10 protein-coding genes are annotated in these 19,447 nt (G+C 72.6%); 9 read left to right on the forward strand and 1 reads right to left on the reverse strand.

All coding sequences use genetic code 11. The annotated features are described in order from the left end of the window. Positions 1-240: 240 nt before the first annotated feature. The 9 genes from AB4K12_RS00640 (at position 241) to AB4K12_RS00680 (ending at position 11,968) form a co-directional block, all read left to right on the forward strand. Entirely contained in the window at positions 241-2,241 is a 2,001-nt protein-coding gene (locus AB4K12_RS00640; protein WP_368432234.1) for an RICIN domain-containing protein, read from the forward strand. A gap of 74 nt (positions 2,242-2,315) precedes the next feature. After that, on the forward strand, positions 2,316-2,906 hold the full coding sequence (locus AB4K12_RS00645; protein ID WP_368432235.1) for a hypothetical protein: 591 nt from the start codon (positions 2,316-2,318) through the stop codon (positions 2,904-2,906). A gap of 22 nt (positions 2,907-2,928) precedes the next feature. Further along, a complete protein-coding gene (locus AB4K12_RS00650) occupies positions 2,929-3,783 on the forward strand; it encodes a papain-like cysteine protease family protein (RefSeq protein ID WP_368432236.1) in 855 nt (284 codons plus the stop codon). A 16-nt stretch (positions 3,784-3,799) separates the two neighbouring features. Further along, entirely contained in the window at positions 3,800-4,654 is an 855-nt protein-coding gene (locus tag AB4K12_RS00655) for a hypothetical protein (protein ID WP_368432237.1), read from the forward strand. Between the two features lie 183 nt (positions 4,655-4,837). Further along, positions 4,838-5,296, forward strand: a complete 459-nt coding sequence (locus AB4K12_RS00660; protein WP_368432238.1) for a hypothetical protein — start codon at positions 4,838-4,840, stop codon at positions 5,294-5,296. Between the two features lie 449 nt (positions 5,297-5,745). Continuing rightward, a complete protein-coding gene (locus AB4K12_RS00665) occupies positions 5,746-5,964 on the forward strand; it encodes a hypothetical protein (RefSeq protein ID WP_362258898.1) in 219 nt (72 codons plus the stop codon). A gap of 130 nt (positions 5,965-6,094) precedes the next feature. Then, positions 6,095-6,901, forward strand: coding sequence for an HlyD family efflux transporter periplasmic adaptor subunit (locus AB4K12_RS00670; RefSeq protein ID WP_368432239.1), 807 nt, complete (start codon positions 6,095-6,097; stop codon positions 6,899-6,901). Next, entirely contained in the window at positions 6,898-9,123 is a 2,226-nt protein-coding gene (locus AB4K12_RS00675) for an NHLP family bacteriocin export ABC transporter peptidase/permease/ATPase subunit (protein ID WP_368432240.1), read from the forward strand. The genes AB4K12_RS00670 and AB4K12_RS00675 overlap by 4 nt, the downstream gene beginning before the upstream one ends. Position 9,124: 1 nt before the next feature. Continuing rightward, complete coding sequence (locus AB4K12_RS00680; protein ID WP_368432241.1) at positions 9,125-11,968, forward strand: NHLP bacteriocin export ABC transporter permease/ATPase subunit; 2,844 nt, start codon at positions 9,125-9,127, stop codon at positions 11,966-11,968. Positions 11,969-11,987: 19 nt separating this feature from the next. Here AB4K12_RS00680 and AB4K12_RS00685 read toward each other — a convergent pair whose 3' ends face one another. Continuing rightward, positions 11,988-19,343: a LamG-like jellyroll fold domain-containing protein gene (locus tag AB4K12_RS00685; RefSeq protein WP_368432242.1), complete on the reverse strand. Its 7,356-nt coding sequence runs from the start codon at positions 19,341-19,343 to the stop codon at positions 11,988-11,990. Positions 19,344-19,447: the final 104 nt, after the last annotated feature.

Here is a 19,447-nt window from a genome sequence, read left to right on the forward strand (position 1 = left end):
TAGACCTTTAGCGGCGACGTTCTCAAGTTCCTTGATGTCAGGGCGGGTTGTGAAATCGACGCCTCGTGTTCACGTCTTCTCCCGGAACATGCACCTCATTACGCCGCGATAAACAACCCCTGTCTGACGAGTCGTCTGTTCTGGCACACTTCCCGCCACCCACAACTCCCCCACAGGAAATGAGGTGTGGCTTTGCCCGGTCGCAGAAGACAGGCGCGGCAGCGACGTCGAAAACCAGGCATGCTCATCGCCGCGGTCGCCGTGACGGCCGGAGCGCTCGTCGGCACGGCGGCGCTCGGTGGCGTCTTCGACCACGAGCGGTCCCGGCCGGATTCGTACACCGCCCAGGCGACGGCCGACGGTCCGGCTCCGGCCCCCGCGCACGACAAGACGCCGGAACCGGTGACCCGAATACCCGGCGAGGACCGCACGCGGGGCCTGGTCTACAAGGGCCTGGAGCCCGCGCCCAAGGGCGATCACTGCGTCGGAGTCCTGCGGACCGCCGACGGCCGGTGCACCCACGGCCCCGACAAGCCGCCCAAGGGCGTGGACATCACCAAGGACACCCCGCCCGCCGCGAAGACCCACGACGCGGCCGAGACCCCGGGCGGCGACCCGGGCGACGGGAAGCCGGCCCAGGACCGGGCACCGTCCGCCGGGACCACGGCCTCCGTCGACGCCCGCCAGGCGGGCACCGCCGCCGCCAAGACGCCGCCGCCCGCGGCGCCGAAGCCCGACGCCCCGAGCGGACGGACGGCGGCCGCCGGCCAGACCGTGCAGTGCGACGGCGACGGCACCACCGGCAACCGCGTCCAGGTCGTGTACGTGCACGGCCCGGGCGAGGACCGGTACGCCGAGTACCTGGCCTCGTTCCGCAAGTGGGCCGCCGACGCCGACACCATCTATTTCGCCAGCGCGCAGGAGACCGGCGGCGTACGCCACATCCGGTTCGTCACCGGTGCCGACTGCGCGCCGTCCGTGCTCAACGTCGAGGTGCCCCAGTCGGCGCTGTCCGAGTTCGGCGCGACGAACTCCGCGCTCGCGGCGAAGGGCTTCGACCGCCGCGACCGCAAGTACATGATCTTCGCGGACGCCAAGGTCTACTGCGGCATCGGCACCTTCAACGGCGACGAGCGCCCCGGCGCCGACAACCTCAGCAACTTCGGCCCGTCCTACGGCCGTACCGACGCCGGATGCTGGACCGGCTCCACCGCCGCGCACGAGCTCGGCCACAACCTCGGGGCGGTGAACAACAGCGCGCCCAACACCAGCCGCGCCGCGCACTGCACCGACGAGTGGGACGTCATGTGCTACTCGGACGCCCCCTACTACCCGGCGATGCGCACGGTCTGCCCCGAACGCGGCCACGACGAGCGGCTGGACTGCAACCACGACGACTACTACCACACCAATCCGCGACAGGGCAGCTACCTCGCCACCCACTGGAACGTCGCCAACAACCAGTTCCTGATGACGGGCGGCGGCACCCGGCCCGACCCCGACCCCACTCCCACGCCGACCCCGAACCCGACCGGCAGCACCGGACCGTCGACGGGCCCCGTCCCGGTCGTCGGCCAGCTGACGTCGGACTCGGCCGTGGTGAGCTGGCCCGCGGCACCCTCCGCCGCCTGGTACCAACTGCTGCTGGGCGGCCGTCACCTGGCCTGGGTCCAGCCGAACTCGGCGCGGATCAACAACCTGCGGCCCGACACCGACTACACGGTCGCCGTCGCGGTCCGCGACCGGTCCGGACGCGACTCCCGGCCCGGGCATACGGTGTCGTTCCACACCCCGCCCGTCGGCAGCACCACCGCCACACCGGGCGCGCGGTACACGCTGACCAACGGCCACACCGGGCTCGCCGCCGAGATCTGGGGCGGCAAGAGCGCCGACGGCACCGTCCTGGTCGGCTCCCAGCCCAACGGCTTCGCCGCTCAGCAGTGGTACTTCGACGACGCGGGCGGCGGCAGCGTGCGGCTGCGCTCGGCCGCGTCCGGCAAGTGCCTGCAGCCGGGCGGGGATCCGGCACCGGGCCAGTGGGTCGCGCAGCGGGCCTGCTCCGGCGACGCCGCCCAGCAGTGGCGGCTGGCCAAGGCCGGGGACGCCCTGCGCCTGACCGCGCGGGACAGCTCCTTCGTCCTCGCCGTCGGCAAGCGGCCGTACTACGGGGCCTGGCTGCTCGAGCTCCAGAGCCCGGACAGCTCCGGCTACCAGGCCTGGACCGTCCGCAAGACCTCCTGACCACCCCCCACCGGTGGCAGGGGCCCGTGCGGAGGGCCCCTGCCACCCCTCACCCCACCCGGAGCCACCCCCTCATGCCCGATCGCCGCTTCACGGCAGCGACCGCCGTGCTCACCGGCCTGCTCGTCCTGGGGCCCGCCACCACGGCCCACGCCCACGGCGACACCATCCGGCTGACCGTCACGGGCGTCACCGCCGGCCACCCCGTCACCACGGCGACGTGGGAGGACGACGGCCACCCCGTGCGGGAGAAGGTCGCCGGGACGCTCACCGCCACCTCGGCCGACGGCACCACGCTCGGCCCCTGGCGGTTCGTGCAGGTGCCGGACAAGCCCGGCACCTTCACCACCGCCGAGGCGCTGCCCGCCGGCCGCTGGACCGTCACGGCGCAGACCGCCTTCCCGGCCCTCGGACATGGCGAGGCGGAGACCGAGGTGACCGCGGCATCCCTGACCGCCGCCACCGGCGCGTCGGCCGGACCGCCCGCACCGTCGCGGGCGCCCTCGAGCGCGCCGCCGGCGGACGGCGGAGCCGCTTCCGCATCCGGCTCCGAGGACGGACCGGGGTTCGGCGCGGTGGCGTTCGGCGTCGCCGCCCTGGCCCTCGCCGCCCTCGGCACATCCCTCGCGTTCCGGCTGCGCCGCCGCGGCCGCCGGAACGCCTGAACGAACAGAAGGAACCCCCCATATGCGCAGATTCCATCTGCCGTCCCGTATACCGGGCCGCAGGAAGACCCTCCTGACCACCATGGCCGCCGTCCTGTCCGGCGGGCTCCTGATGGGCGTCGCCCCCCAGGCCCAGGCCGCCGTCACCGGCACGGTCGTCGGCGGGCAGGGCAACTTCAGCACCGTCAACCAGCGCTCCCAGCCGTCCCTGTCCGCCGGCATCACCGGAACCTCACGGGTCGGCGACCGCGTCTCGATGTCCTGCCGCACCACCGGCGAGGTCGTCGAGAACAACTCCCGCTGGATCTGGTCCGGCACCTTCTACATCGCCGACGCCTTCATCCGGGAGGACACCGGCGGACTGCCGGTCTGCGGCTCCACCCAGCCCGCCGGACAGAAGCTCCTCAACATCGGCATGCAGAAGCAGGTCCGGGACCAGTGGTGCTGGGACGCCTCCGGCCTGACCATCGCCAACTACTGGGGCTACACCAACTACAACCAGTACGACTTCTGCCGCCTGGCCGCCCAGGGCAACAGCGGACTCGACTGCAACAACCAGCCCGCCACCCTCGGCGACATGGCCAACGGCCTGCGGAACATGGGTTTCCGTAACAGCGGCACCGACCTGTGGCGCAACGCCTCCTTCGCCGAGACCCAGAGCGAGATCGCGAACGGACGCCCCTTCGCCGTCCGCATCGGCTGGACCTCCGGCGGCGGCCACATGAACGTCATCTACGGCTACGACAGCACCAGCAACATGGTCGCGGTCGGCGACCCCTGGCCCAGCACGCAGACGTACACCTGGTGGAACTACTCCACCTACGCCGGAAACAACTCCTTCCGGTGGACCCACTCGCGCATCGGCATCCACAGCTAGAAGGAGACGACCCACCATGCACCGTACGACCGGACGCGCCGCCGCCCTGCTCGCGGCCGCCGCCGTCACCGTCCTCTGCGCGACCGCTCCCGCACAGGCCGCCGACGCACCCGCCACTCCCGGCCCGACCGACTACGCCGCCGCCCAGCAGGTGCTGAGATCCGGCCAGGTCCACGACACCGTCTCCCGCTTCCTGACGGCCACCGAACAGCGCACCCCGGCCACCGGAGCGGACGGCGGTACCGCCGCCGCGCCGCGCGGCCTCGCGAAGTCGCCCGCAGCGCCGGGCTTCGACCTCAAGAAGCCCGTCCCCTTCTACGAGCTCGCGCCCGAGTTCGTCACCGGCAAGGCCAAGCCCACCGCCGCGGGTGCCCTGCGCGTGTCCTACCTGGCCTCCCGCGTCTCGGCGACGGGCGGTCACCAGGCCGCCGTGCTGCTCGCCCCCGGCAAGGGCGGCGGCGACCAGGCCTGGCAGCTGGCCGGCATCCGCGACGGCGACGCGGACATCAGCGCCGCCGAACGCGGCACGGACCAGGCCCGGACCTTCATGGAGCCGCAGATCCACGCCTGGTACCGGCTGACCGGCGACGGCTCGGTCGAGCCGCTCAACAAGGAGGCCGGCGTGGCCCTCCAGGGCAAGCCGCGCGTCACCCTCGCCGCGTACCAGGGGCTCGTCTCCAAGCGCTACGGCGACAAGCTGCCCGGCTCGGCGTACGACCGCAAGGGCATGGCCGGCGGCTACGCCCTCGCCGAGGACCGGCCCGCCACCGCCCCCTCCCGCCCCTGGCTGCCCGCCGCCTCCGGCGCGGCCGCTCTGGCGGCGTCGGGCGCGGTGGTCGTGGGCCTGCGCCGCCGGCGCCGCGAGGCCTGATTCCCTCCTCGCCCGGCCCGGTCCCGCCCGGCGGTCCGCTCCCCTCGACGGGGAGCGGGCCGCCGGGCCGCGTGCTGTCCGGGCCCGGCGGACGCCGGTGTCCGCCCGCCGTCGCGTATCGGCACGGAGCCACGGGGTAGGCGCCGGGAGCATGTCCGAACGCTCCGGCGAAGGGGAGGCACCGTGGCTGATCACGAGGCAGCGAAGAGGTCCGACGGTTCCGGCGGCTCCGGCGGTTCGCATGACGCCCTGGCCAATCCCGTGGTCGAGCGGGGCACGCTGGCGCTGACGCGGTCGCCGGACGGCCTCCCGACGCTGACCGTGAGCGGGGGGAACGCCATCGCCAAGGGGATCCGCGTGGTGGACGGCTCCGGCAAGGTGGTCGCGGCCTATGTCGGGTTCTGCGTCGACGACCTGAGCGTGGCCAAGTCGATGCAGAGCGCGGTGACGGGGGCCGTGGCGCACTCCCTCGACGGCATATCCGAGGAGCAGACCGCGAAGGTCGAGGCGCCGTCGGGCGTCATCGTCGGGCATGTCGGCCCCGACGCACCGGTGAAGCTCAGCCCCGACGAGTTCCGCGAACGGGTCGTCACCACCCTGGCGAAGGACCTCATCGACCTCTCGCGCGACCTGCGCCGCTGACGTCCGGATGGCATGAGCCCTGGTCACAGGGCTCTCCCGCCGCAACTCGGGGCGCAGCGTGGCGGGTCCGTCACCCAGCGTCGTTTCAATGAATCTTCACACGATGCGCGCCGCGGGCTCGCCGGCTCCTCTTCGCCCCTCGTTATGCCGGGTATGCCCGACGCGCTTGATGAGCGTGTGTCCGTTTATGTTCCGTGAGCGTGCAGGTCCCCTCGAATCTGTTACTCGATCTTGTGAAGAAGTTGTGACGGCTCGGTATAGGAGTCGGAAAACGAGAGGCCTGATCCGCCGTCCGGAGTGCCGCGGAGCGTCAACACGGTTGGCCGTGCCACCCGTTCCCGTGCTTATATCTGCGCACCGCAGCGGTTCCATTGAACGGCGGTCGATTTCGACCGGGATACGCCGCGGCTCGTCGATAAACAGTCGGACAAATGAAAGGTGCGCCCATAATGCGTAACGACATCGAGACCCGTGAGATCGCCGACGCCGAGCTGGACGCCGTTTCCGGCGGTGTCAGCGTGTCCGGCGGTCTGCTCGGCGGCGTGACCGGCGACGTTCACACTGTCCTGGGCACCGTGACCAACCTGCAGACCGTCCAGGCCGTGCGCCCGACGGTCGGCGCGGTCGAGGGCATCGTCGGCGTTAACGTCGGCGTCGCCGGCCTCTGATCGACGTTTTGTCCATGAACCCCGGAACTCCCCCCGTTCCGGGGTTCATGGCTGCCCGGAACCACTGCGTCCGGTTGAAATGCCAGTGAATTCAGTACCCGTGCCACGAATGCAGTCGAAGGAATAGTTCGTGCAGTTCCGCCAAAAGGCGCTTTCCAAGCTGCAATCGCCCGAAGAACTCGATGTGCCCGTACGCTTCGCGCGGCCGCAGGGCCGGCTCGCCCTCGCCGTCACGGTCGTCGTCATGGCCGCCGCGAGCTTCTGGGCGTTCACCGGCTCCGTCTCCTCCAAGCTGAGCGCACCCGGCCTCCTCACCCATGCCCAGGGCAGCTACCTGCTGCAGAGCCCGTACGCGGGACAGGTCACCCGGGTCCTCGCCGAGGAGGGCCGGCTGCTGTCCCCGGGCGCGCCCCTGGCCGAGGTCAGCACGGACCGGGGCGTCCGCATCGTGCGCGCGGTGGCCGGCGGGCGGCTGACGACCCTGCTCGCCAAGACGGGCTCGGTGGTCACGACCGGCGCGGACGTGGCGACCGTGGAACGCGTGAGCGCTCCGGACGAGCCGCTGGTGGCCATGCTGTACGTGCCCGGCGACGAGGGCGGGGCGATATCCGTGGGCGCCGCGGTCGACCTGAGCGTCCAGTCCGTCCCCCAGCAGCGGTTCGGCGTGCTGCGCGGCCGCGTCCAGGCGGTCGGCCGCGCCCCCCAGACCCAGGCCCGGGTCGCCGGGTTCCTCGGCGACACCCGGCTCGCCGAGGAGTTCACCCGGCGGGGCAAGCCCGTCGCGGTGCTCGTGCGCCTCGAGCGTTCCTCCGCCACCAGGTCCGGCTACCGGTGGTCCTCCGCGGACGGGCCGCCGTACGCCGTCGACTCCACGACGCCGGTCACCGGCGCCGTCCACCTCTCCGACCGCCACCCCGTCGACTGGCTGCTGCCATGAGCGCCCGTCGCCGCCGCCCGGAGACCGGGGCAGGGGCGCGCCGCCGCGCACCCGCACCCGAGCTCGGCCGGCAGAAGACCGTGCGCACCCCCACCGTCCTGCAGATGGAGGCGGTGGAGTGCGGCGCCGCCGCGCTGGCCATGGTGCTCGGCCACTTCGGCCGCTTCGTCCCCCTGGAGGAGCTGCGCATCGCCTGCGGCGTCTCCCGCGACGGCTCCCGCGCGAGCAACCTCCTCAAGGCCGCGCGCGCCTACGGGCTGACGGCCAAGGGCATGCAGATGGACCTGGCCGCCCTCGCCGGAGTGCGCCCGCCGGCCGTCCTCTTCTGGGAGTTCAACCACTACGTCGTCCACGAGGGCATGGGCCGCCGCCTCGGCCGCCGGGGCGTCCACATCAACGACCCGGCCAAGGGCCGGCGGTTCGTCCCCATGGAGGAGTTCGACACCGGCTTCACCGGCGTCGTGCTCACCTTCGAGCCCGGCGACGGCTTCCGCCGCACCGGCCGCAGGCCCGGCGTCATGGGCGCCCTGCCCGCCCGCCTGCGCGGCACCTCCGGCACCCTGCTCGCCGCCGTGCTCGCCAGCCTCCTGCTGGTGGTCGTCGGCGCGGTGGTACCCGCGCTGAGCCGTACCTACATCGACATGTTCCTGATCGGGCGGCAGACGTCCTCGCTGGGCGTGCTGTTCGCGTCGATGGCGGCGACCCTGGTGCTCACCGCGACGCTGACCGCGCTGCAGCAGGCCAACCTGCTGCGCGGACGCGTCATCTCCTCCACCCTCGGCAGCGCCCGCTTCCTGCGCCACCTGCTCAGGCTCCCGGTCACCTTCTTCGCCCAGCGCAACCCCGCCGACCTGGTCCAGCGCCTGCGGTCCAACGACGCGGTCGCCGAGACGCTGGCCAGGGACCTCGCCGCCGCCGGCGTGGACGCGGTGGTCGTGATCCTCTACGCCGTGCTGCTGTGGACGTACGACCCCCAGCTGACCGTCCTCGGCATCGGCATCGCGCTGCTCAACGTGGTCGCCATGCGGATCGTGATCCATGTGCGGGCCACCGGCACCCAGAAGCTGCGCGCCGAGAACGCCCGGCTCGTCAACACCTCCTACAGCGGCCTGACGCTCATCGAGACGATGAAGGCCACCGGAGGCGAGAACGGCTTCTTCCGCCGCTGGGCCGGTCAGCACGCCGTCACCCTCGACGTCCAGCAGCGGCTCGGCGTCCCCAGCGCGTGGCTGGCGGTCGTCGCGCCCACCCTCGCGGCGCTCAACAGCGCGCTGATCCTGATGACCGGCGGCCTGCGGGCGGTCGAGGGGCACCTCTCGGTCGGACTGCTCGTCGCCTTCCAGGCCCTGGTGACCGGCTTCACCGCCCCCATCACCCGCCTCAACGGCGTGGCCGGGCGGATCCAGGACTTCGCGGCCGACGTCGCCCGCCTCAGGGACGTCGAGAACTTCCCCGTCGACCCCCTCTCCACGCGCCGCGAACCCTCCGCCGGCACCCGCCGCCTCAAGGGCCATGTGGAGCTGGACGCCGTCACCTTCGGCTACAGCCCCCTGGACGCCCCACTGCTGAAGGATTTCTCGCTCTCGGTCGGCCCCGGCCGGCAGGTCGCGCTCGTCGGCGGCTCCGGCAGCGGCAAGTCCACCGTCTCCCGGCTGATATCCGGCCTCTACGCCCCCTGGGAGGGCACCATCCGCATCGACGGCATGCGGCTGGAGGACATCCCGCGCGGCGCGCTGGCCGCCTCCATCTCCTTCGTCGACCAGGACGTCTTCCTCTTCGAGGGAACCGTCCGCGACAACGTCGCCCTGTGGGACCCCTCCATCCCGGACGAGGCCGTCGTCGCCGCCCTCGAGGACGCCGCCGTGTACGACGTCGTCTCCCGCCGCCCCGGCGGCATCCACAGCCGCGTCGAACAGGACGGCCGCAACTTCTCCGGAGGCCAGCGCCAGCGCCTGGAGATCGCCCGGGCGCTGGTCCGCCGCCCCAGCGTGCTGGTCCTGGACGAGGTGACCAGCGCCCTGGACGCGGCCACCGAACAGATCGTCATGGACAACCTGCGGCGCCGCGGCTGCGCCTGCGTGGTCATCGCCCACCGGCTGAGCACGGTCCGCGACAGCGACGAGATCGTCGTGCTCGACCGGGGCACGGTCGTCGAACGCGGACGGCACGAGGACCTGATCGCCGCGCGGGGCCCGTACGCCGACCTGGTCAAGGAGCACTGACGTGACGACCTCCCACCAGACCTACGTCGCCCCCGACCCGGTCGTCGCCGCCCTGGGCTCGCTCGGCTCGGCGGTCGACTGCACGGGCCTGCGCAGCCTGTCACTGGAGGGCCCGCTCGTCCTGTGGCTCGTCGTGGAGGGCGAGCTGGACCTGTTCGCCGTCGACGCCGCGCAGGAGGGCCACTGGCACTTCCTGGGCCGGCTCCAGGCGGGCACCCTGCTGCTCGGCCCGGCCGACGGCCCCGCGCACACGCTCGTCGGACGGCCCCTGCAGGGCTGCCTGCTGCGCCGCGTCGAGCTGCGCGAGCTGTACCGCCCGGAGCACGACGGCCAGTGGTACGCCGAGCAGGGCCAGTACGGGCCCGCCGGCGCGACGCTCAGCCCGCTGGAGGACGCCTTCGCGCTCGGCGTCGGCCGGGGCCTGCGCGTGCTCTACCAGGCGCCGCTGGACGGCCGTGCCACCACCGGGCCGGGCGGGGCCGACGACGACGTCCTGTGGATGCAGATCACGCCGGGCAGCGTGCAGTACGGCGCCCTCTACGAGGGATACGGCGACCACACCGCCGGCACCCTGCTGATCGACGCGGCGATGTGGCAGGGCATGGTCGACCAGCAGTACCGGCTGCTGTACGCCCTGGACGGCTGGATCGAACAGCTGGAACGCGCCCACGAGGACCGCACGGCGGCCGGCATCGAGGCCGGCGAGGCCGCCCGGGACCGGGCGGACCGGACGCTGCTGGCCTCCATCGGCCGCTCCGGCGGCGGACCGCGCCGGGGCGCGGGCGACGACGCGACGTTCGCCGCCTTCCGCCTGGTCGCCGACGCGGCCGGCATCGCCGTGACCGAACCGGCCGACGCCGGTGCGGCCTCCGCGCGGACGGACCCCCTCGAGCGCATCGCGCTCGCCTCCCGGATCCGCACCCGTACCGTCGCCCTCGGCGGCCGCTGGTGGCGCGAGGACCTCGGGCCCCTGGTGGGCCGGCGCGAGGCGGACGAGGCGCCGGTCGCCCTGCTGTGGCGGCGCGGCCGGTACGAGGCCGTCGACCCCGCCACCGGTACCCGCGAGCGCGTCGGCACAACCAACGAGGCCGCCTTCGCGCCGCACGCCGTCATGCTCTACCGCCCGCTGCCCCCCGGGAACGTGAGCCTGCCGCGGCTGCTGCGCTTCAGCGCGCGCGGCACCGGAGGGGACCTGCGCGGCATCGTCGTGGGCGGACTCGTCGCCGTCGCCCTGGGCGCGCTCGTGCCCATCGCCACCGGCCGGGTGCTCGGCACGTACGTACCCCGCGCCGAGAACGGGCTCATCGTGCAGACCACGATGGCGCTCATCGCCACCGGCGTCGTCTCGGCCGTCTTCACGCTGCTGCAGAACATCTCCGTCCTGCGCGTCGAGGGCCGGATCGAGGCCACCGTGCAGCCCGCCGTGTGGGACCGGCTGCTGCGGCTGCCGACGTCGTTCTTCGCCGGCCGCTCCACCGGCGAGCTGGCGGCCGCGGCCATGGGCGTCAGCTCCATCCGCCACATGCTGTCCGGCATCGGCCCGGTGGTCCTCCAGGCGGGCGCGGTCGGCACGGTCAACCTCGTCCTGCTGCTCGTGTACAGCGTGCCGCTGGCGATGACGGCCCTCGCCATGCTGCTCGTCGTCGCCGTCGTCTTCCTCGGGCTCGGCCTGTGGCAGCTGCGCTGGCAGCGGCAGTTGATCACGCTCGGCAACAAGCTCGACAACCAGGCATTCCAGACCCTGCGCGGGCTGCCCAAGCTGCGCGTGGCCGCGGCCGAGAGCTTCGCCTACGCGGCCTGGGCCCGGGAGTTCGCCCGCACCCGTGAGCTGCAGCAGCGCATCGGCCGGGTCAAGAACGCCGTCACCGTCCTCAACGCCGTCTATCTGCCACTGTGCACGCTGGTGATGTTCATGCTGCTGGCCGGCCCCGCCCGGGGCAGCATGTCCGCCGACGCGTTCCTCACCTTCAGCACCGCCGTGACGATGATGCTGTCCTCGGTCACCCAGCTGACCGGCGCCCTCCTCTCGGCGGCCGCCGTGCAACCGATGTTCGAACAGATCAAGCCGGTCCTGCGGGAGCCCACCGAGGTCCCCGGCTCCAGCGTCCAGCCCGGAGAACTGAGCGGCGCCCTCGAGGCCAAGGGCCTGTCCTACCGCTACACCGACGACGGCCCCCTCGTGCTCGACGACGTGTCGTTCGCGATACGGCCGGGGGAGTTCGTGGCGATCGTCGGCGCCAGCGGCTGCGGCAAGTCGACCCTGCTGCGGCTGCTCATCGGCTTCGACAAGCCGGCCTCCGGCAGCGTCCTCTACGACGGCCAGGACCTGGCGGCGCTCGACCGGGCGGCCGTGCGCCGCCAGTGCGGCGTCGTCCTGCAGAACGCCCAGCCCTTCTCCGGCTCGATCCTCGACTGCATCCGCGGCGCCGGGACCTACTCGCTGGAGGAGGCGTGGGAGGCGGCCTCGATGGCGGGCCTGGCCGAGGACGTCAAGGCCATGCCCATGGGCATGCACACCGTGCTCTCCGACGGCGGCGGCACCGTCTCGGGCGGCCAGCGCCAGCGGCTGATGATCGCCCAGGCCCTCGTCCGCAAGCCGCGCGTCCTCTTCTTCGACGAGGCCACCAGCGCGCTGGACAACGAGGCCCAGCGCGTGGTCATCGAGTCCACCCGCGCCCTGCGCTCCACCCGCGTCGTGATCGCCCACCGGCTGTCCACGATCATGGACGCCGACCGGGTGATCGTCATGGCGGACGGACGGGTGGTCCAGCAGGGGCCGCCCGGCCGGCTGCTCGCCGAGCCGGGCGGCCTCTTCCACGAGCTGGTCCGGCGTCAGCTCGGCTGAACCGGACGGTGCGCCCGCATCACCCCTCGACGCCGTAGTACTGCGCGAGGAAGCCGGTCACCTGGTCCGCATGCGGAACCAGTTCCGGCAGGTGCGCGGCGAGCGCGGCGCGCACGGCGGCGGAGAGCTCGGCGGCCGAGGTGGCCGCGCCCTTGACGTAGGGGTCGAGGCGGCGGACGAGCTCGTAGTTGCTCTCCACGTCCAGCTGCCGCATCGCCCGCTCCAGGGGCGCGGCGCCGGCCGTGGCGACGGGCGGCAGGAGCCGGCTGACGAAGGTGACGCGGTGCATCACCCGCCAGCACGGCGGCTTGCGGTCCGCCTGGCGGGCCTGGCGCAGGGCGGCGGCGTTGGGGTCGGTGCCGTCCAGCCAGGCCGGGTCGACGACCTTGTGGAAGAAGGTGTCGAAGTGCTCGGTGTCCTCGCCCAGGTAGAAGCTGAGGAACCGGTACGCGTCCACCTTGCCCGGCGCGTTGACGGGCTTGCCGTCGGCGTCGAAGACCGGCTTGCGGTGGGCGTCGTACTGCTGGACGTTGCCGGACGGCGAGCAGGTGACGTTCAGCCCGAAGGAGCGCGTCGCCTCCTTGCCGCGCGCCCGCGTGGTGGTCATGCCGCCGCCGACCGAGGCGTCGAGCTGGGCGTTGACGCCCACGCCCATGACGTCGAAGGAGGTGCCGACGGAGGCGCCCACCGAGCCCGACATGGAGTACGAACCGGAGGTCGTCTCACTGACGACGTCGGTCGTCTCCGTCGTCTCGGCGAAGAACCCGCCGTCCGCCGTCCACACATAGGTGTTGACCAGGTCGCGGCGGGAGAAGCCGTCGCCGGTCGTGTTGCCCGCCGTGTCGCGGCCCTTGCCGGGCGAGGTGTCCCCGCCGATCGCGCCGCCGAGGACGCGCCCGGCCCGCTCGGCGGTGGGATCGGGCGTGTCCGTCCCGGTCGAGACGGTCTCGTAGTAGCTGCGCAGCCGCTGCTGGTCACGCTGGATGCGCCGCTTGATCGCGTACGCCTCGCGCGGCTTGTAGTAGCTGTACTCGCCCTGCTCGCGGGCGCCCGCGTAGTCGGGGTCGAGGACCCTGCCGCGCTCGTCGAAGCCGACCGTGCCGTCGAGCGTGCCCTGCTTGGTGTAGCGGGGGTTGAGCGGGAAGGGGACGACGTTCCAGTCCTTGGGGATGTCCGGGTTGGGCTGGATGCGGTAGGCGACCAGGGTGCCGCTGTGCGCCAGGCGCAGCGCGAAGACGTCGGCGGTCTGGGACTGGACGACCGCGAAGCCCGTGTTGACGGGGACGTAGCGGCGGCCGACGGAGGGGTTGAGCGGCTTGAGCGGGTCCTCCCAGCTGCCCGACAGGTCGACCTTCATGGCCCGGGCGGTGTTCTCGCCCTGCGAGACGGCGGTCTCGTCGGCCCAGCTGTTGGAGAACTCCAGGCTTCCGCGCACGCCCACCGATACCTTGGCCTTCGCCACCGACTTGGCGACGCCGAAGCCCAGCGGTGCGGCGATCATCCACATGTCGACGTCGACCTCGTTGGAGAGGGCGAAGTCGAACGCCGCGTCGACGCTGCGCTCCTTGGCCGACGACAGGGAGTGGACGATCTCCTCGGCCTCCTTGAACTCCACGGAGGCGACGCCGTCGTAGGTGGCACTGTCGGGGTCGATCGTGTTCGGCGTGAGATTCTCCGACGGCACCGGCGGCGCGCCCTCGACGTAGCCGACCAACTGCGGGTCGAACTGCACCTGGCTGACCCACTCGCTCACCAGATCACCGACCTTGTAGCCGGTGACCAGATGCCAGCGGCCGTCCCGCAGATAGCCGTACGCCCGCTTCAGGACGCCGAACGCCTCGCCCTTGGCGGTGTACTGCATGTCCGCGTACTCGGCGACGGCCGGTGCGCCGGAGACCGTCTCGTGGAACGGGGTGCGCATCGCGGCCAGGGCCGAGCGGACCTGCGCGGTGTCGCTGGAGACGGGCGCCGTGGACAGGACGGGGGAGGGGCGGCGGGGCGCGTCGTGCAGCGTCAGGTCGTTGCCGCGCAGACCCTCGTCACGGACGACGCCCGCCGACTCGTCGGTGGAGGCCCGGTCGAAGGACCAGTAGGCGATCAGGTCCTCCTTCTCACCCTTGAGCCGGGTGAAGAGGTTGTCGAGCACCTGCTCCTGGGTGCGGGCGGTGCGCCAGATCCGCACCTCCTCCAGGACGCCGTGGAAGGGCTGGCCGGCCTCGCCGTCCTTGGGGCGCGCGCCGAGAGCGAGCGCCTTGTCCCCGTAGTCCGTGAAGTCCTCGCTCTCCAGCGGGTCGCAGGCCACGGAGACGCCGTTGCGGTAGATACGGAAAAGGCTGCCGCGCGGGTCGGGGTTACGGGTCCAGCGGGCGCCGCGCAGCCGGGCGGCATGCGATCCCGTGGTGTCGGCGGCGGTGTTGCCGGCGTTCTCCTCGAAGCGCCAGTGCGCGGTCAGGCCCCGGTCGCGTGCCGTTACGGGCGTGCCGAGCTGTGCCGCGTCCCGGGCCAGGCCCCACAGCCGCGCCTCGGAGACGACGCCGGCGAAGGAGTGCGTCTCCAGGCCGTCCCGGACGCGGCCGATGTCGAGCGTGCCGGTGTTGCCCCTGGCGCCGGGGCCCTCGTAGCGGGCGGTGCCTGCCTCGCGGCCGTCGACGAAGAAGCGGATGTCCTGCCACTCCTGGACGTCGACGGATTCCACGAGCTCCACGGTCTGCTTGACGGGCTTGCCGTCGGCGCCCGCCGCCGTGATCTCCTTGGAGCCCTTGCGCTCCTGCATCGAGCGGCCGCCCTTGCGGACGACGGCGATCCGGTGGAACGTTCCGGCGCTCAGGGCCTCGGTGGAGGCGAACCGTACGAGCTTGCCGTCCGGCTCCTCGAAGCCGAACTCCAGCCGCCCGTCGGGCAGCACGATCAGCCGGTACGGAACGCTGCCGCCGGCTCCGTCGGCGGTGCGGCCCTTGGAGAGCAGGCCCTGGGTGGTGCCGAGGGCGTCGACGCGGCAGAACACCTCGACGGTGAGGTCGCCGCCGACGTCGAGCGCGTCGTTGTCGGGCACCTCCAGATACGCGCCGCCGGTCAGCTCGACCGCCCACGACTGCTCGTAGGCGGCCGCGAGGTGGGACCACTCGCGCAGGGGGAACGCGGCGCGAGTGGCGGTGAGGCGGTTGCCGACGCCGGCGACGATGCGGTAGCCGGCGTCCTCGCCCTGCGTGAGCGCCTCGGGGGCGGTGGCGGTGGTGACCGTGCCCCGCAGGGTGACGGTGCGGTGCTGCGGCGAGCGGTCGGTGACGACGGGCTTGCCGTCGGTCCCGGTGGCCGAGCCGGCACAGGGCCAGTAGCCCTGGAGACCCGTCTCGTCGCCCTTGAGCCGATTCGTCATCCGGTCACGGATCTCGAGGGCGGTGCGAGCGGTGCCCCAGAGCCGGACCTCGTCCATCTCGATGCGCGCGTAGTCGGGTATCCAGCCCGCGTGCGAGCTGCCGAAGCTGAAGGGACCGGCCCCGAAGTAGCCGCGCGTCGCCGTGCGGCGGGCGATCTCCGTGCCGTCCCGGTAGATCACCTGCTCACGGGTGGCCGTGGTGTAGACGCAGGCCCAGTGGTGCCAGGCGGTGTCGGTGAACTTCTCCTTGGTGTCGAGATCGTCGCTGTAGAACGCGAAAGTGAAGGTGCCGTCCGCGCGGAAGCCGATGTGCAGGGAGGAATTGTCGGCGGCGTGGGAGGTACCGTGCCCGACCACGATCTGCGCACGGCCGTCGGGGGCCGAGGGCCGCCGGGCCCAGAACTCGACCGTGAAGTCGGTGCCGCTCAGCGGGACCTGTGCGTCGGTGATGGCGACGCCGCTCTTGCCGTCGAAGAACAGGGCGGGCGTCGTGGGCGGGGCAGGAGGGGCGAGCAGGCCGAGGGTGAACGGGTTGTCACCGGTGTTCGCGTGGACGACGCGGGACGTGCCCGGCACCCGCTGGGGGTTGATCCAGGCCTCGACGGTCAGATCGCCGCTGACGGCGGCGCGGTCCAGACCGTCCTGGGTGACCAGGACGTTCTTCCGCCCGTCGAAGGCGTAGGCGCGGCCGGGCTTGTCGGCGCGCCAGCGCCCGCCGTGGCCGGGCACGTGGTCGGGGACGGTGCCCAGCGGCACCTCCCGCACCTGCCCGGGGTCGACGACGAGGAGCCGGGAGCCGGCCGACAGGGGTACCCCCGGGCGGGTGCTCTCCGCCAGCCGTGCGTAGTCGTACGCCTGGCCGGGCGCGCCGTTGACGATGGCGGCGAAGTCGGCCGCACGGCGCGGCAGCTTCCGCCAGATCTCGCTCTCCTCGCCGCGCTCGATCGTCAGCTCGCACAGGCCCGCGTCGCCGACGTCCATGATCCGGATGCCGACGCCGCCCAGGTCGGTGCCCGCGTCGCGGGCGGCGAAGGTGAACGCCGTGCCGTCGGGACCGGCGAGCTGCCGGGAGGAGCGGGACACGAGCGTGTCGTAGTAGGTGGCGAAGAACTGCCCGTTGGTGCCGCGGAAGTACAGCACGACGCTGCCGGTGGCGCTGTCCAGCAGATACGGGCGGTCGGCGCCGCGGGCGAACTCCAGCAGGGCGCCGGAGGTGCTGAGGCCGGTGCGGTCGACGGAGAGCTGCGGCATGGGCAGGGCGATGTCGTCGGCGCCCTTCAGGCCCCCGGTGAGGCGGGCGAGCTCCTCGCGCTTGGCGGTCTGCTCGGCCTGGAGCGCCTCGATCACGCGCTGCAGGTGGGCGAGGCGGTCGCGTTGGGGGCGCAGCTCCTCGAGGCGGGCCTCGTCCGCGGCGATCAGCTTGACGAAGTCCTGCACGTGGGCCTGGGGTGCGGGACGGACCTTCTCGAAGGTCACCAGTCCCTCGCCGTTCCCCGCCACCGTCTCGATGTCCTGCTGGACGACGGCGTCGCCCTTGCGGTCGGTGGCGCAGACGGCGAGCCGGCTCCAGAGGTTGACCAGGACGGAGAAGCCGTCGCCCCGTTCCACGGGAGTGAAGTAGGTGTTGTGGTGGCCTTCGAGGTGCTTGTAGCCGATGAGCGGGGCGTCGCGGTCCTTGCTGTCACCGGAGACGTTGAGGTCCTTGGCGACGTGGGCGTTGCGCACGTACCAGCAGGGCCGGCCCTCGTACGTGCCGACCGTCGCGTCGAGGTACCAGAGCGCGGTCGCGGCGTCCTTGTCGGAGGTGCGGATGGCGGGCGGCCAATCACCGGTCCCGTTGTCCTTGAGCGCGAGGTACTGGTCCTTCCCGTCGCGCTGCTGCTTGAAGCGGACGCGGAAGCACCAGGCGCTGAGCGTGCCGTCCAGCTCGGCCTTGCGCTCGGCCACGCGCTGCTCCAGCGCGGCAATCTCGTCCTTGCCCTGGGCCAGCCGGGCCGCCTCGGTCTCCTTCGCGGCGACGTCCCGGGTGATCTCCTGGACGCGCCGGTCCAGCTCGCTGATCGTCTCGACGTCCCCGCTCGCCTCCGGCGCGGCCAGCACCGGCAGCACCAGCTCGTCCGGCACCTGCGCGAGCCGCCCGTCCCGGCCGACGCCGAAGTCGACGGTGGCGACGTACGCCTCCTCGGTCGCCGCCCCGGTCTTCGGGTCCGGCCCCGAGGTCGCGTACGACAGCAGGACGCGCGCCTGGCGCTTGGCCGGCTTGGGCTCCTGCCCGTAGCCGACGGCGGTGTCCTCCTGCTGGTGGTACAGCACGGCGGACAGGCCGGAGACGGCCGCGCGGCCGGCGACGGCGAAGCTGTCGCGGCGTACGCCCGGGTGGTCGCCGATGGGAGCCTCGGAGGTGACCCACTTCGGGCCGCCGGTGAGCTCGCCGTGGCGGGCGTGGTCGGTCTGGTCGAAGAGGCGCGTGCCGGAGCCCTCGTCGAAGCGGTAGTACGCGACGAGGCCGGGGTCGTCGCCGATGAGGCGGACGCCCTTGTCGCGCTTGAGCTCGTCGGAGGTGCGGGCGCGGTCCCAGACGCGTACCTCGTCGAGCTCGGCGCGGGCGCCCTGGGCGAGGGCGCGGCCCAGCAGGAGGGGGCCGGTGCCGGTGTAGTCGGCGCCGGTGGTGCGGCTGCCGGCCTCCTCGCCGTCGCGGTAGACGGTCTGCCGACGGGCCTTGCGGTCGTAGACACAGGCCCAGTGGTGCCAGGCGGTGTCCGTGACCGGGCCGTCGGCGTTGAGGTCGTCGGCGTAGAAGGCGAAGGTGAAGCGGTCGTCCTCGCGGAAGCCGATGTGCAGGGACTTGTGGGGGCTGCCGGACTCGTCGCCGTGGCCGACGAGGAACTCCTGGCGGCCCGTCGCGGTGCGCCGCGCCCAGAACTCGACGGTGAAGTCGCGCCCCGCGAGCTCCGGCCCCTCGGCGACGCGCACGTGGGCGTCGCCCTCGCCGAATGCCAGTGCGGTCTCCGCGTGTCCCTCCGTGCTCACCACCGGCACGAGCGGTTGCCCGGTGAACGGGCAGGTGCCGGGCCCGCTCTCGTACACCGCGTCGCGGTACGCGGGGTCGGGGCTGGTCCAGGCCTGGGTGCCCTGGAGGTTGAACAGCCCGTCGCGGCCCTGCTCGACGTTGAAGGAGTCGATGCGGCCCGTGGCGTCGTTGTGCGCGAAGACCTGCCAGCGCTGCCGGCCGTGCACGGCGGTGGGGACGAGCAGCGCGGCGAAGCGCCCGCCGGAGAGGTTCCGTACGAACGACAGTTCCTGGGTCGGCTCGTGGAAGGGGCGGCCTTCCATGTCCGTGGTGCCCAGGCTGTCCTTGGCCGAGTCGGGGCGGTTCTTGTGCCGGCTGCGGCGGTAGCGGGCCTCGAGGACCGGCTTCAGTTCGCCGCCGACGAGCAGGAAGCGGTCGGCGAGCAGGGTGTCGGCGACCAGCGGGATCTTCGCGCCCGAGGCGTCCTTCGCGTAGTCCGTACGGTCGGTGTCACCCGAGGAGGCGCCACCGGCCAGCTTGTGGACCGCGTCGGGGTGACCGGCGCCCACGGACTGGCGCAGCACCACGATGTGGGTGCCGTCGGACAGCGCGTGGAAGGGGGCGAGGGCGGTGAGCCTGGCCGTCGTGGACAGGAAGGCGTCCACCTCGTCCTCGTCCAGCCGCTCGCCGGACGCGGCCTCCACCCTGCCGCCGCGCTTGACGGTCGGCAGCGCGGTGGCGCCGACGGCCGCGAAGCCCACGTCGGTGATCTCGGCGGGGAAGCGGAGCGGGAGGGGGTTCTCCGACCAGTAGGCGGCGTCCAGTTCGCCCTTGCTCTCGTCGTGCCGCGCCAGATCGAGGACGGTGTAGACGAGCCGCCGCTGCTCGTCCATGGCCAGGGCGACCGTGGTGCCCTGGTGCCGCACGGTGGTGGTGTGGACGTAGGGGCGGTCGCTGTACACCTTCAGTAAGTGCTGCTCGCTGGACAAAACCTCTCCTCTGGAACGACGTGCGGGAGCCGAGGGAAACCCCTCTGACCTGCGCCGCTCTCGCCCGGCGAGTGCGGCGATCACACGATTTACCGGTGCGAATT

Origin of the sequence: Streptomyces sp. C36 (genome assembly GCF_040932295.1) — a bacterium.
GTDB lineage: Bacteria > Actinomycetota > Actinomycetes > Streptomycetales > Streptomycetaceae > Streptomyces > Streptomyces triculaminicus.